General features: G+C 48.9%; 10 protein-coding genes and 1 pseudogene. 5 read left to right on the top strand and 6 right to left on the bottom strand.

All coding sequences use genetic code 11. From position 1 onward, the window contains the following. Positions 1-157: 157 nt before the first annotated feature. The 4 genes from ACYVF1_RS16385 to ACYVF1_RS16370 all read right to left on the bottom strand — a co-directional run bounded on the left by ACYVF1_RS16385 (position 158) and on the right by ACYVF1_RS16370 (position 3,149). Positions 158-544 (bottom strand): hypothetical protein, encoded by a 387-nt coding sequence (locus tag ACYVF1_RS16385; RefSeq protein ID WP_461080620.1) that lies wholly within the window; start codon positions 542-544, stop codon positions 158-160. 157 nt (positions 545-701) lie between these two features. After that, the gene (locus ACYVF1_RS16380) at positions 702-896 is read right to left on the bottom strand and encodes a glycosyltransferase (protein ID WP_461080618.1); all 195 of its coding nucleotides are present in this window, start codon (positions 894-896) and stop codon (positions 702-704) included. 62 nt (positions 897-958) lie between these two features. Further along, the gene (locus tag ACYVF1_RS16375) at positions 959-2,056 is read right to left on the bottom strand and encodes a catalase family protein (protein ID WP_461080616.1); all 1,098 of its coding nucleotides are present in this window, start codon (positions 2,054-2,056) and stop codon (positions 959-961) included. 187 nt (positions 2,057-2,243) lie between these two features. Next, on the bottom strand, positions 2,244-3,149 hold the full coding sequence (locus tag ACYVF1_RS16370) for an SDR family NAD(P)-dependent oxidoreductase (RefSeq protein ID WP_461080614.1): 906 nt from the start codon (positions 3,147-3,149) through the stop codon (positions 2,244-2,246). Here ACYVF1_RS16370 and ACYVF1_RS16365 point away from each other — a divergent pair. Beyond that, positions 3,142-3,294: pseudogene (locus tag ACYVF1_RS16365) on the top strand (helix-turn-helix domain-containing protein); the annotation flags it as partial. The gene ACYVF1_RS16370 and the pseudogene ACYVF1_RS16365 sit on opposite strands and share 8 nt — an antisense overlap. A 171-nt stretch (positions 3,295-3,465) precedes the next feature. On the opposite strand, the gene ACYVF1_RS16360 reads toward ACYVF1_RS16365, so the two are convergent. After that, positions 3,466-7,032: a carboxypeptidase-like regulatory domain-containing protein gene (locus tag ACYVF1_RS16360; RefSeq protein ID WP_461080612.1), complete on the bottom strand. Its 3,567-nt coding sequence runs from the start codon at positions 7,030-7,032 to the stop codon at positions 3,466-3,468. Positions 7,033-7,562: 530 nt separating this feature from the next. Between ACYVF1_RS16360 and ACYVF1_RS16355 the strand changes: the two genes are divergently transcribed. The 3 genes from ACYVF1_RS16355 to ACYVF1_RS16345 all read left to right on the top strand — a co-directional run bounded on the left by ACYVF1_RS16355 (position 7,563) and on the right by ACYVF1_RS16345 (position 10,537). After that, entirely contained in the window at positions 7,563-8,471 is a 909-nt protein-coding gene (locus ACYVF1_RS16355; protein ID WP_461080610.1) for an NAD(P)/FAD-dependent oxidoreductase, read from the top strand. A gap of 199 nt (positions 8,472-8,670) precedes the next feature. Beyond that, positions 8,671-9,150 (top strand): hypothetical protein, encoded by a 480-nt coding sequence (locus ACYVF1_RS16350; protein ID WP_461080608.1) that lies wholly within the window; start codon positions 8,671-8,673, stop codon positions 9,148-9,150. 487 nt (positions 9,151-9,637) lie between these two features. Continuing rightward, the gene (locus ACYVF1_RS16345) at positions 9,638-10,537 is read left to right on the top strand and encodes a cation diffusion facilitator family transporter (RefSeq protein WP_461080606.1); all 900 of its coding nucleotides are present in this window, start codon (positions 9,638-9,640) and stop codon (positions 10,535-10,537) included. A gap of 259 nt (positions 10,538-10,796) precedes the next feature. Here ACYVF1_RS16345 and ACYVF1_RS16340 read toward each other — a convergent pair whose 3' ends face one another. Beyond that, positions 10,797-10,979, bottom strand: a complete 183-nt coding sequence (locus tag ACYVF1_RS16340) for a hypothetical protein (protein WP_461080604.1) — start codon at positions 10,977-10,979, stop codon at positions 10,797-10,799. A 416-nt stretch (positions 10,980-11,395) separates the two neighbouring features. On the opposite strand from ACYVF1_RS16340, the gene ACYVF1_RS16335 reads away from it, so the two are divergent. Next, complete coding sequence (locus ACYVF1_RS16335) at positions 11,396-15,088, top strand: right-handed parallel beta-helix repeat-containing protein (RefSeq protein ID WP_461080602.1); 3,693 nt, start codon at positions 11,396-11,398, stop codon at positions 15,086-15,088. Positions 15,089-15,390 lie beyond the last annotated feature (302 nt).

The following is a 15,390-nucleotide window of genomic DNA, read 5'->3' as shown; positions in this document are numbered from 1 at the left end:
GCCATTCTTACATGCGCCCAAATCAATCCTTTCGAGGGACGACGTTGCGCAGCCTGAATAGCATCTGGACAATCAGAATTGAGGAAGAAACCTAACGTAGCACTAGCAGCCGTTTGCCTGCTGATTAGGCGCACTTCGCCCATCGGGCAAACGGTTGTTAAGCTCGGGGCGGGTTAATCAACGACGTAACGCGGACAAAAGAATACAGATTGGCGTAACCAAAGAACGCCCGTCGGCTCAGTAGAAGAATAGTCAATGCCGCCAGGGTAAACAATTGGGTAGGTGTGGGCGTAAAGCCCGGAATAGCATGGCCTATTGTCGGCAAATTGTGGTGGCTGTGGTTCGGATGTTTATGATGCTCCGAGTTAACCCCGTAATGCATCACGATAAAGTCGAGAAAACTTAACGCTGGCTCGGTTTTCCTGTGTTCCTGAAAGTGCTGGATCAAATCGACAACCTTATTAGACTGATCAACACCAAAACCAGGAAACAGGCTGCTTCCCAGCATCAACATCGTCATCCATAAAGCCAGTATCGATTTCATAAAACCCTGCTTATACCCCATCTAACACAAAGATTGTCAGAAAGTTTGCCGCCTGGTTTAAACTCGTTCAATTTAGAAATAGACCAGACAATAGTAACAGTTGATGAAATACAAAAGCCCGGTTTTACCCTAAAAAAAGGAATCACGAACGCCATAGCTACGTTGTTACGTCGGCAAAAACGGCATTCCAATCATCCACAAATCGGGTAAGTCCGAATCGATCCAAAGCCAGTTGCCGGGCGTTGTCGCCTAAGCGTTTCGCTTTATCTGGATTCGCTACTACATACGTCATGCTGTCGATCAACTCGTTTACGTTAGCCGACACAAATCCGTGTATATAGTTCTGAATCACGGCCAGAGCAGCAGTTTGCGACTTTCGCCAATGAACTTGTTAGGCAGGGTTATAGCGGATAATCAGTTAGGTACCTGCTCTATCGACGTGGGTTCTTCCAGAGGTTGATTGTTGCCCGAACGGCGTACGCGGGACAGTTCTGGGTAAGCGCGCAGACGGGCGCGCATAATGGACCCCAGCGGTCGGTGCGCTTCCAGGGAGTGAGCGGGGCTGAACGAAAGCGATTCTACGTACTGCTGACGGCCTTCGCTGTAGGCATCCTGTTTAGGTAGGCGCATTTGGGCAACCGGTACGTAGGGGCTTTCTTCTTCACTCCATTCCTTGTTGGCGTCTTCGACAGGCATGCTATCCAGATTGGTGCAGAGCTGAATACGTATCTCGAATTCTGCATCGTTGTCTTTCAAATAGCCCACCGTAGCTGTCCGAAGGGCATTTTCATCAGTATAGCTATTTACTTCAACATCCGCATCAGCCAGGGCTTTTTGAGCAGTGGAAACCGGCACGACAGCTAGTTTCGCAATATAGTTGCCGTAACGTAGTGGCGCCTGACTAAAATAGGCTTCTGCCAGCGGATGAATGCGGGAGTCGCCGATAAAGTCCAGTTTGGAGCTCTCTACACCCACTACGTTCAGGGCTTCATTGGTGACTCTTGATACTGCAGATGCCACTTCTTTAACCGTATCAGGTACCTTAGGCATGTGCTCGATTATCCGTTGCAGCATCAGAAAGGATTTGACATCCGGATTCGGGAAATACGTAGTGGTCGAATCCAGCACAAAATCCTGAGTCGTCTGCCCTTCGTGACCCGCTATTTTTGGCCCTTCAACACCCAGCACCTTAAACGAAAACCCGCGCTGGGTATTAACCGCATCAGAAATAATTTCGCCGGGTACGTTCGCCAGCCGGACAATGACCGGATACGTAGCAAGTTTGGCAAATAAACCCTGAGCCAGCTCTTCGGGCAGGTTATCCAGCACGACTAATTCACCCACTGCCAAACCATGACTCTTGGCGTGAGAAACCCGCACGTGATGACCATACGCTTCATGCGTTCGACCGTCCAGTCGTTTCATCGAAGCTATTATGTCGTTAATGACCTGATTTTCATTTTCTGAGATGATTTCGACTTCGGGGCGATACTGGACGTATTGAGCGGGCACGTTGTTCGGGGATTATAGATGAGGGAAAATGGACGACAAGGAGTTTGTTGATACAGTGGGTCAACTGACCAACAAACTCCAGATCATCCGTGCTTTGTACGAACGAAACCGACTCATTCATTAGACAGAATTTAAGCCTGATTGCCCGTTCGTGATACGTATTCCGGTGCTACGTTCGCCTGAACGGTCAGGATTCGCTTTTATCGACGGGTTCCTGCTGTTTGCCGAGGTTGGCGGCAACCATACTTTCCGGCATGATATTGCTCATACCGACCTGTAATTTGTTTTTCAAACCAGATATGACTTTATCATCGCCCGACATTAGCGCGTCGTAGCCATCTTTGGCCACTTTAGCCGGATCGGCAAGACTGCCTTCCTGCACAATTTTGGAGTTTTCCATCTGCGCTTTATGGAAGAAGTCGGTATCGGTTGGACCTGGTTGCAGCGCCGTAATGGATACATTCGTTTCTTTCACTTCGTCTCGAATGGCTTCGGTAAAGGATAGGACAAATGCTTTGGTGGCGTGATAAACCGCCTGCCAGGGGCCCGGCAACTGACTGGCTATTGAAGCTAGATTAAGGATTTTGCCATCATTACGTGCCACCATCTCCTGCAAAAAGAATTTAGTCAGCACTACCAGAGCGGAAATGTTCAGATCAATCAAGTCCAGTTCCCGTTCTACATCATTATCGACGAATAGCCCGTATTGACCTTGGCCAGCGTCATTAACCAGTACGTCGATCTGAATTCCTTTAGCTTTCACTTCTTCGTACACCTCAAAAGCGGCTTGCCGCTGGCTCAGGTCTTTTGAAATGGTCAGTACGTTGATGCCGTACTGCTGGCTGAACTCTGACGCTATTTTCTGGAGATCGTCCTGACTACGGGCAACCGCGACAATATTGTACTTATCATTGGCGAACAGTTTGGCCAGTTCATAGCCGATTCCACTGGTGGCGCCAGTAATGAGCGCGTACGGATGCTGATTGGTTGTCATAACGTTATTGTAGTCTGAGAAATAACTAAACCCGAGGTAATGGTACGTGTTCGCTGCTGCGTTCTGTTGTGAGGAAATGGGCTTCAGATGAATGTCCATCTTGAAAACGGGTAAAGCGAAGGGGGGCCGCTTCGATACGTTGGCGGCTATTTGCCAGACATTACAGTGCCGGCCAGGTGATATTTTGGCCTATGTGGATACGAGTTTGACCGAAGAATTAACCGTTTCAGCCGATAGTCAATAGGTGTAACAAGTTTGTGGCGTTACGTTCTGTAAAACAGCTTGCCACAGTTCAGCAAACGGCTCTTGCTTCTTGGGGGCTTTATGCTGGTTGTTATTTTTAGGCCGACCTCTACCGTTTGTTAAAATAGGTAGAGGTCAGCCTGGATGCATCTGGAGATGGTAAATCACTACGTTATTGGACACGAACCAATTGAACGCCCAGCACCGGGCGACCATTGGCTGTGACGCCTTGAATCATCACACGTACCGTTCGTACTACGTCCGATAACGGAAAACGTAGCTGGCTGCGCCCCTGACTATCGGTTTGCATCAGTGGTTTCCAGTATAATACGTCCCGGGAATCGACGGAGCCGGAATTGTTGCTGGTGGTTGCCTCCGCGTCGTACCGTGGTACGTAAAATTCGCGCTGTACTGACGGGTAGCCAATAAATTGAATCTGCTTCATTCCCTCCTCGGGTTTCGCAAGTCCCTGCATATACCGTGCGCCTTTGGTATAAAAAGCAATGACTCCGTTTCCGCCACGAGACCCGTATATACCAGCCGCGCCACCACTTTTCAGCAGTTCGATACGTTCAATATCTCTTGGATTAAAAGACATCAAAACGCTTCCATCAGGGTCCTGAATAGGTACGCCGTCCATCAAATACAGGGGCTGTGTACCAGCCATAAAACTATTTCCTCCTCGCATAGATACCTGATAATCACCGCTTTTATTTCCTCCGCTGCTGGAGCCGATTTTTCGTGTAACCATTACACCTGTCAATCGGCCTTGAATCATCTCGTAAAGATTCGAGTAAACGGGTGATTTCTCATCGAACTTAACAACAACATCAGCCGCATTGTGCAGACTACGCAATTGAATATCTTGGGGTCTATCTTCATATTTTTGCGCTCGAACCGTCACTTCTTTCAGCACTTTCGCCGTTTTGTCGCGGTAAAAATCGACATTGGCTTCCTGCCGGTTTCGAGCCGCTTCCAGTTGAGCCCGCAATGTCGACCAGTCCGGTGCAACAGTTGGTTTACTTAATTCCCATCCTTTACCAGGCCCTTCCTGAACCCAAAAAGCATCTTTGGCAGAAATATTTTTTAACTGACGATCAGTGATTTTTGTCATTAGCTGTATCGTATCGGCAATGGACAACCCCGCCAATCGAAAGCGCCCCTGTTCGTCGGCACCTGCCGATTTTACGAACGATCGACCAGCGGCTGTCGACGCCACGGTAATCTGCGCACCAGGAATTGGCTCATTTTTCGCATTCAAAATGCGGCCCCTGAGCGACACCCCACCGAGTGAATCCGTTTCGGGGGTACCGCTCACCCGTCGCCAGCCTTGCGTCAACAACAAGTCGTCCAGCGCTTTACGGGTTTCGGTAGAGTGGCTTACTACGTATTGATTGGGATTTTCAATACGGCCCCGTAGCTCACCCGTTAACAATAGGTGGGTTTGCAAGGTAGCCTCGGCGCTATCATCGGGCACCTGGCCAGCATCGGTGATCGACGCCGATAAAGCCGCCTGCGCGGGTAAGCCATTGTCGTTCAGATTAACACTGAGAATGACCTGCTCGCGGGGCTGATACAGCTTTTTGTTGAAACCCATCAGCACCCGTATCGGTGCGGTGAATTCGGACACAAAAACCAACCGCTCGGCCTGGGGCTTGGCAATGGCATCATAGAGCGTGATTTGCGCCAGACCTGACAACCAGTTCTGCATCGGCAGGCTTACCTTCGCCACCCCGTTTTGCAGGAGAATCTTTCGCTGATCGACCACCCGGCCCCGCTGCTGAATCAGGATATACACTGAGTCGGTAACCACTTTATTCGTACTCAGTACAGTCAACGATAGCCGAGTCGTATCGCTGATGGCATCGGCCCAGAGCAGCAGCCCATCGGTTTCGGGTTTGGGTAAAGGCGTTCGTTGCGGCTGGTTGTTATAGATGACCTCGGCATAGTAGGCCCGCTGCGGCTTGGGCTCCATCGTTACGCTGGTCATCCCCTGCGGATTGGTGCTGAAACGAGCGACTTCAGCCCCCAGGTCGTCAACGATACGTCCTGTCGTGGCCAAACCTCGTCCATTGGGTTGCACCAGCTTCACGCCCAATCGGGCTGGTAGCCCCACAATCCAGCGGCCACCTTCGGGCAAAATCTGAACGTCTACCGGCTCAGAAACCGAATCACTACGTAGCGAAATATCATTTTTAAACAGGTTATAGACCGCCACCGACCGCTCGAAAGCCGGTCGTCGCTGGGCGTCGTCTTCATCGGAGTAGGCCCGCAGGCGGTACGTTCCCGTCGAGAGCGTATCCGACAGGCGGAAATTGCCTTCGCCCCGTCCGTCGAGGATGCGCACCCATTGATGCTGAACGAGTTTGCCCGCCGAGCTCAGCAGATCGACATGGATAGCGGTTTCTCCTCCGGCCCGTTGGTGAGAGGGTGTATCGAGGAGGTAGGTGCTCATCCAGAGCCGGTCACCGGTGGCGTAGAAGGGTTTGTCGATGTGCACAAACAGGCTGGGAGCCAGTACTTTGAACCGATCGTTGAAGGCTGTCGTGATACGGCCCAGGCGAGCATCCGGTAGGGCGAATTTCTCCTGGGCTGACAGTTGGCCGTTCGTAGGTAACTCTTTTTCATTACCCTCGGGTTTCCAGTCAGCGGGCAGCATGGTCGACAGCCGGTCGTTGCCCATTGACCCTTTGACTTCCATGCCTTCGGGCATGGTAATCACTCCATCGGTGGTCATTTGTAGCTGACCCTTAGGTAATTTCATTTCCGTATAGGCATAACGGGCATCGGGATAGGGCGAGAAGGCAGAGTTCGCATTCGTATAGAATACAATCAGTTTCATGGGCGAAACCAAGCGTCGTTCGGTCGGTAAACGGCCCGGTTGAATCAACGTAGCGACTTGAATCGGAACAAGTCGCTTATAATCGTTAACCGCAGCCGCAAGGGTAACTGACCGCTGTTCCAGAGATATCATTTTGGTCATATCTTCCTGATACACCAGAAAACCGGCCTGCTTGAACGTATTATCAGTCAGACTGGCCATTAAATGTCGGATAGAGCCTTTGTAGGCGGTTAACCGGTTACGTTGGAATCGGCTGGCTTGCCGTTCGTTCTCCGGTTTCAATTCCTCGAAACGGGCAGTACCTCCATAGTATACCTCGCCTGACGTAATACCATCGAAGTGTTGCAAATCATAAACCAGGCGATAGCCTAGAGCTTGATTGTCAATAATTAATGGATCATTAGCCGTCGCATACAAATGATCTTTGTCTTCTTTAAAATTGAGTACTTCACTGTTTACAAGCTGACACTGTCCGCCAAACGGTTCACCCAGGAGAAGCTTTTTAAACTGGCGTAAATGGCGTTCCCAACTCTTCGGATTGCCCTTTACGGTTACAGCGTCCAGCGTTTGCTCACTTGCTTTCAGTCGAAAATTGGCTTTTTGGGGAGACGGATTATCAAATCTGTATGTGTGTTTATCAGGCTGATAACCAACAAATGAAGCAACAACCTCAACCGTGCCGAGTGGAATCCCAGCAAGAGTAAACGTCCCTTTTTCATCGGTGACAGCCCCTCGTGTACTGCCATTGACGTATACATTGGCAAACGGCATGGGTTTTCCCGTCGTGGCATCTACTACGTCGCCGGTCAGTACGGCTGTTGATTGTCCGAAAAGCAGCAGGGGCGACCTCAACAGTAGAACGACCGTTATCCAGCCAATAAAGAATGAACAGCGCATAGCTAGTAGATATTCTTAAAAAAGATAGCCGTTACGTAGTTATACCTATGGTTGTAGTAGGCAATGGCTCGTCATTAAAGGGATCTAGTTGCTCAATTGCTTGGCCTCATAACAGTGACAATGCAGGAATACGGCCTGATTATCGATAAACCATTTAGTCTCGCATCAATACTTTTCAAAAGGAGAAAGATACTTGTCTCGATCAGCTTCTTTACTGGAATATAAAAGAATCCTTAGTGAGATCTGGTAGGGGAAAGGAACCCGATGAAGCTTTGGCCTAAAGTATTCAACTTCTGATCTTCACAGTTTTACAGAGTATTCCCCTTTGCAAAACCGGTGAGTCCCTGATAAATGGGAGATTAATTACTACCGATTAACTATACGAAAAAAACAATCTCACATAAATGCAACATTGTTGCATTTATGTGAGATTGTTTTTAGATTTGTTACACGTTTCCATAAAATGACTTGTACTGAAGTCGTCAAGTGGATTGAACTGGGTAATTCTAATTTTTGAAAATGTGATGCATATGAAAGATAATCAAGACTTTGAGGTAATCATTACCGGAGGAAGCTACGCTGGACTTTCGGCAGCCATGGCTCTGGGACGATCGTTGCGAAAGGTATTGATCATTGACAGTGGGCAACCCTGTAACCGGCAAACACCACAGTCACATAATTTCATTACCCAGGACGGCGAGAAACCAGCTACCATTACCGAAAAGGCTAAAGCTCAGGTGTTAGCTTATAATACAGTAGAGTTTCTGAGCGACCTGGCAATGAGCGGAGAAAAAATGGATGATGAGTTTATCATTACGACCAAATCCAGTGGATTTTTCCGTGCAAAGAAACTGATCATCGCATCCGGCATAAAAGACATTATGCCGGATATTAAAGGCCTGGCAGCATGCTGGGGAATTTCGGTTATTCATTGCCCCTACTGCCATGGATATGAGTTTCGCGATCAAAATACGGCCATTATCGCCAATGGCGAAAGGGCTTATCACCTGGCCTCACTAGTTAACAACCTGACTAACAATTTAACTATTTTAACCTCAGGTAAAGCCGATTTTAAACCCGAGCAATTAGCCAAACTGCACCAACACCAGATCAAAATTGTCGAATCCAAAATCGCTGAAATAGAGCATCAGAACGGCCATATCAAACAAGTTATTTTTGACGGTGGCCATACATTGGCTTTTGCCAGCGCTTATGCAGCTCTTCCGTTTGTTCAGCACTCGGATATACCGGTTTCATTGGGATGTGAACTGACCGAGCATGGCTATATTAACGTGACTGCTTTTCAGCAAACAACGGTTGAGGGTGTTTATGCCTGCGGAGATTCTACTTCCATGATGCGGTCGGTCGCAGCGGCAGTATCGAGCGGAAATCTAACAGGGGCTGTGGTTAATAAGCAACTGACTGATGAGCAATTCTAATAACATGGTTTTTCCAGCCTTGTTGACGGGAATCTTTTTTTAAAAACGCTCGTCTGGTGGTTAGTCTCTGTTACACGTCGCCTAGGGGCGAGTCCAGTTCGGTGGCCTTTATTGACCGGTAACTAATTTGCCCTCTACAACCCGTCATTTTCGGCTACCTTTTGAGTTTGATTTATCCACCATAATTTCAATACTCAGGATGACTGCTTCGTTGTGGCGGCTCACGCTGCTGTTTTTGTTGACCATTCAGTACGTACCCGCATCAACCTATGCCCAAACTTACCCGCCGATGGATTCGGTTCGACTTCAGGTTAACTCGGACGGTGATACCCTGGTTGCCATTCGGCGGCTTTTCCTCGCCAAACGTGGAAGCGCTAAGATCGCCATTTGGACAGGTGTTGGGTTAGGAGTCACCTGCGGTTTAATAGGTCTGGGCAGTTATGCTCTGGTAAACTCCGCCAAAAAATCGACTAGTGGAAAACCCCTTGAGGAAAGTCCTGCTTCGATCAGTCTTAAATTTAGTTTGCCGGGTTTAGCTATTTCTGGTATAGGACTGGTTCGGCGGATCCGTTTCAATCGCCAACGGGAAGCGGTGGTGATAGCTGCTTATGAGCAGGGAAGAGGTCTCCCCCCATTTATTCTGCGGAAATTCAGGAGACAGCACTTTGCCAGTCAGTAACTTAGCCTAAATTAGGAATGATCGGCGGGCATTTTTTGTTACCCTGGCCAGCGGGAAGGATCTTGTCGTTTCTGACACTAATACAAGGATACCTCACTTAGTTAGGTGTAATCCGAATCACTGCATCAGGACCATTGGTCAGTACGTATAGAGCACCGTCGCGGCCCATTTTTAAATCGCGTATTCGCCCGTAGCCTTTTCGTAATAACTCCTGTTCGTAACCTTACTGCCAACAATCACTAGTCGGCGAATGAGCACATCGGGAACTGGTGACAGATTCAGTGGAGGTGGGCGTCGGAACGTAGCGGTTTCAGTTTATTTCTGTACCAACGGAGATTCAATAAAACCATCGGACTTAGGCTGAGTTTTCCAAATACGTAACGTCATCAGCTAATGTTTACCAACGGGATACTCCATCAACGCTGAACGAACGGATTTCTCGAATTATTTGGCGAAAGTTGCCTGATAGTCAATTATTACTAAAAATATGGAGCAGCCTAGTAAACCCCATCAGGCCGGGCCACTTCAGGCTGAGAGGGGACAGAAAACGACGCTAATTGGTATCGCCGTCAGTATAGCGCTGTTGCTGATCAAAGGAACGGCCGGATGGCTGGGAAATTCATATGCCCTGATTGCGGATGCCATCGAATCGGGAACCGACGTAGTTACGTCTACATTTGTGTGGCTCGGCCTACGTGTAGCGGCTCAAAAACCCGACGAAAATCATCCGTATGGTCATGGAAAAGCCGAACCATTGGCGGCTATTGTCGTCTCGCTGGCTTTGCTGGGAGCTGCTATTCTAATTGCTGTCGAAAGTATTCGAAATATTCAGATACCGCACGAAGTTCCTAAAGCGTGGACATTGGCCGTGCTGGCTGGTGTTGTGATCGTTAAAGAAGTACTGTTTCGACGGATTGCACAAGTGGGCGCCGAAACCGAAAGTAGCGCCGTTAAAGCGGACGCCTGGCACCACCGAAGCGATGCTATTACGTCGTTGACCGCGTTTGTAGGCATTAGCATCGCACTGATTGGCGGGCCGGGGTATGAAAGCGCCGACGATTGGGCTGCTTTACTGGCATCGGGTTTCATTGTGTTTAATGCCTACCACATTTTCCGACCCTCATTTGGTGAAATTATGGACGAATCGCCTGCGGGTGATTGGAAGGCGGAAATTGAAGCCATTGCACTGACCGTTCCGAACGTAATACGTGTTGAAAAATGCCTGGTTCGGAAAACGGGTTTTGAGTATTTCGTTGACTTACACGTACAGGTACCTGGCAATTTAACCGTCAGGCAAGGCCACGATATCGCTCATGCCGTCAAACGGGCAATTGTGGAGGAAAAACCAGCAGTTTATGATGTATTAATTCATATCGAACCTGCTTAAAAGCCTCCCTGATTGACTGAAGATGTAAATTTTACGAAATCACTATTCCTTCACCATGGAGGATTGACTTACTTTTAAACGTAGCACCACCGCCTGTTACGTTCCAAAGTTGCGGTTTATAGAGGACCAGCAGTTAACCTTGTTGTCGCTGACTCCAGTAAGCAGTTTCAACTGTCAGTGAGAAATTGTCTTTAGCTGGCCAACGTACCGAATTTGTCAAAAGGACAGTATCATCCGGTCAACTCACTTGGCCCCAGTATTAGTCAAAATTGGCAGGCATGAACCCAATCCGCCCACTACTCGGTATGGTTTGAATAACCCATGCTGTAATATCGCTTTTGGCGGTTTGCATATATAATTTTTCGGGTGGGTACGTAGTGAATTGGGAAACGCCCCGCAGGAGAACTTCTGCGCCGGGGGCAATACGTTGTGGTTCAGACAACCCGCCAATCGGTTTATTATCAGTTTCCTCAAGTCTTTTAGAAAGGGAGAGCGCTCGGTTGCCCCCGGAACTCGCCTACATCTGGGTGGAAAAAGCGCATCGCTCCGCATTACGTGCCTATTAATCGATTTCAGCAAAGTCTTCCGCAAACACTACATCAGCTGGATAATTGAACCCTTCCCACAGAGATCAGAAGTATTCGGATTGAAAGCTGTATTGAATGGAGACGCATATGAAAAGGATGTCTCGTTCATTGGCCTAAAGATTTTTTAAATATTGCACATTTTTTATAAAAGATACCTTTTAATAAATTTTTTATTGTACTTAACTTTGTACCAAAATATATGTTACTATAACATATAAAAATTTAACTTGTTACTCCCTAAATTTGAATTATGTTAACAATTTTCAGGCAAATGCGCTTCTCCGCATTAATCAGGCTATTTTTCCTCGTAACAAACTTAATCGGATTGACAGCCTTAGGGCAAACAACGTATTACGTAGCCAGTAATGGTAACGACGCCAACGACGGCCGTTCAGCCAATAGTCCATTTCTCAGTCTTTCGAAAATCAACAGTCTGTCACTACGTGGTGGCGACAAGGTTTTGTTGCGCCGGGGCGATACGTTTCGGGGTACACTCCTGATTAAACAGTCGGGCTCTTCCGGTGCGCCAATTACCGTTGATGCGTACGGAAGCGGTAACAAACCGATACTGTCGGGTTCCATGCCCATAACTGGCTGGACCAGCGTAGGAACGAATCTCTGGCAGGCGTCGTGTCCCAGTTGTGGAAGCCGGGTGACGGGTGTTTACAGCAACGGCTCTCCACTGCCGCTGGGGCGCTATCCCAACATCAATACGTCCAACAAAGGGTACCTGACGGTGCAGTCGCATTCGGGGAAAACGCAGCTGACCAGCCAGCAGGGCTTATCCACGAACTGGACGGGTGGTGAAGTCGTGGTACGTCCACAGAAATGGATTCTTGACAGAGCTGCGATTACCGGACAGAATGGTAATACGTTGACACTGAGCAATTCATCCAATTATGACTTGTCGGATGGGTTTGGGTATTTCATCCAGCAGCACCCCGCTACGTTGGATCAGCCGGGCGAATGGTATTATAACGCCAACGCCAAAACCATGCAGTTGTACAGCCCGACAAATCCGAATGGGCAGCTGATTACGGCAACCACAAATGACGAGGCCGTTCGGATTGAAAATGCGTCGTATATCACGATTCAAAATGTGGTCATTACGCAGGCCAGGGTTACGAATCTGTATGTGAATAATGCGTCCAGCCTGACCTTATCAGACGATGAGTTCACCAATGCAGGCGAAGATGCGATTCGGATGGACGGCTCAGGATCGAATATAACTATCCAGAATAGCCTGATTTACAAAGTAAATAATAACGGATGTGTCATTGGCGGCTACCAGAATCTGACGTTTCGGAACAATACGATTCGGAACGTGGGTTTGTCGCCGGGCAGGGGACGTAGCGGTGATGGGCAGTCGGTTGGAATGATGTCCAAAACAACAGCTAATACGTTGATTGAGAATAACGTAGTAGACAGTATCGGTTACGTTGGCATTGATTTCTGGATTAATACGACCATCCAACGTAACACCATTTCTAATTTCTGTCTGGCAAAAAGCGATGGGGGAGGGCTTTACACCCGAAATGGTAATAAGGTGGCCATGCCCGGCATCAATATCCTGTCGAACATTGTCTTCAATGGGATCGGCGCTCCCGAAGGCACGCCTTCCGATGCCTATTCAGGAGCAAACGGCATTTACCTCGACGACTGTACGCAAAGTGCTACGTTACAGGGCAATACCGTGTTCAACTGTACCGGCCTCGGCTTTTACCTGCACTCTACGTCGGGCATTAACCTGACGGGAAATACCAGCTACAACAACGGCGAAGGGCAACTGCTTCTATCGTCCAATCATGGGATGTGCCTACCCCGGTTCAACCAGATTCAGCAGAATATATTTGTCAGTAAACCTGTAAATCAGCTCGTGGCCCGCTACGAGTCTGACCAGGATGATCTGGGCAGTTACGGTACGTTCAACAACAACTATTACGCCCGTCCTTTTAATGACGTAGCAACGATTGGTGCGGTTCGCAAAAGTGGTACGTCGATTGTCGGTAATAACCTGTCGCTGAGCGAGTGGCAGTCCCGTTTTCAACTGGATCTAGCGTCAAAAGCGAGTCCCTTTGTCTATAAATCTACGACGGTGACGGGCACTGGGACAACACGATTCAGCAATACGTTCAACAGCAACACCGAAGGCTGGTCGGCCTGGAGTTCGTACGGCAATGGGCAGGTGATTCAGACGAGCAGTGGTACGTCGAGCACCGGTCTGCTCGACGGTGGCAGCCTTCAGGTTAGCTTTCCGAACAGTTCCGGCAAAAGTGATTCGTATGCCATCGTTACCAACAACATCGGGGCCGTGGCCCGTGGCCGAAACTTCCGGGTTCAGTTCGACGCCATCGCCTTGGGTACGAACAAACGGGTGCAGGTTTACCTACGGCAACGCGACTCCCCGTGGCAGGATTTATCGGCACGTACGACGGTGATGGTGGGAGCGACGCGTCAGCATATCGACGTAACACTGACGACTACAGCTGATAACGCCAACGCTATTTTATTGCTTCAGGTCGATGAAGATGGCAAGACCATTTGGTTCGATAACGTAAACTTGCAGGAAGTAGGTGTTACCCGATTGGCCAATACGTTCAGCTCGAACAGCGAAGGCTGGTCGACCTGGAGCCAGTATGGGAACAGTCAGGTGATTCAAACCAATTCGGGTAAGCTGGATGGGGGCGACTTACAAATCAGTTTTCCGAACGGCTCGGGCAAAAGTGATTCTTACGCCATCGTGACGAACAACATCGGCGCGATCAATAATGGTCGAACGTACCGGATTCAGTTCGACGCCGTTGCCTCGGGTGCCAGCAAACGGCTTCAGGTATATCTGCGGCAGCGTGATTCACCGTGGTGGGATATGACGACACGTACCGTTTTGCAGATTGGAACTACCCGCCAGCATTATGATTTTACGGTGACAGCCAAGGCCGACGAAGCCAATGCCATTACGTTGTTTCAGGTCGATGAAGATGGCAAGACACTCTGGCTCGATAATATAAAGGTTGAAGAGGCTGCCGGTACTACCCAGCGGTTGAACAATACGTTCGACAGTGGCACCGATGGCTGGTCGACCTGGAGTAATTACGGAAATTGCCAGATTGTCCAGACAACGGGCGGAAGTCAATCGGGTTCGGGGCCGTTGGATGGTGGTCGTTTGCAGTTAAGTTTTGGGTCGAGCTCGGGCAAAAGCGACTCTTATCTGATTGCTACTAACTATTTTGGCGCTATCCAGAACACGAAAAGTTACCGGCTTCAGTTCGACGCCATTGCTTCGTCGGCCAACAAGCGCGTTCAAATTTACCTGCGCCAGCGCGACGCCCCCTGGCAGGATCAATCGGCGCGTACTACGTTGCTGATCGGCAACACGCGGCAGAGTTACGACGTGGTTATAACCGCCACCGCCGACCAGGCTAATACGATTGCCATTTTTCAGGTCGATGAAGACGGCCAAACGTTGTGGCTCGATAACGTGCGGATGCAGGAAGTAAACGTAGTGGCCAAAAATCCCGACGATTACATTCGGCTGGTGTATAACGCTACGTCTCAGAACAGCACCGTCAGCCTTGGCGCTACGTATCGTGATGTCAAGAATCAGGTCTACAGCGGTCAGATTACCCTGACGCCGTTTACATCGGCGGTTCTGTTCCGGGAGGAGGCCGCCGGGGCCCGGTCGGCTGCTGATTCGGTGGTGGCTATCGAGCAAAAGCCCCAAAGCGAGTTCAGAATTGTTTACCCCGTTCCAACGTACGATGAGTTCACGCTCATGCCCGACAAGGATGTACAATCCATGCAGGTCATCGACATGATGGGCCGAGAGCACATGCAGATCAATGATCTTCGCGGGGGGCAGCCGCTGCTTTTTGGGCGGAAATTGCCCGCTGGTCAGTATCTGCTACGTATCCAGTATGTCAACGGAGCTGAGAAGACTGAGAAATTAATAAAAGGCGGTAGTTGATAGGTAGAGAGGGCGGTTTTAAAGGCCGCCCTCTTTATTTAGGCGCGTTTTCTGATTTCTGAAGATGAAGTGGACCATTGGCGAACATCATATGTAGAGAATGTCCATAAACCAGACTCTATATGGTAATTGGCTGTTGACTATGTGTAACCAAGTTTACACGTATTTTTATTTAACTCAACAATCAAAAACGTTATGAAAAAACAATGTTCACTTCTGGTAATCTGTCTCTGCAGTTTTGTCCTTGCAAATGCACAGACAACAAACTCCAGTTCGACAAATTCGAGCTCTACGTACACGTC

This window comes from Spirosoma flavus, from assembly GCF_054778555.1.
The sequence above is the reverse complement of the archived record's forward strand: the minus strand, read 5'-3'. Positions and strand labels throughout refer to the sequence as shown.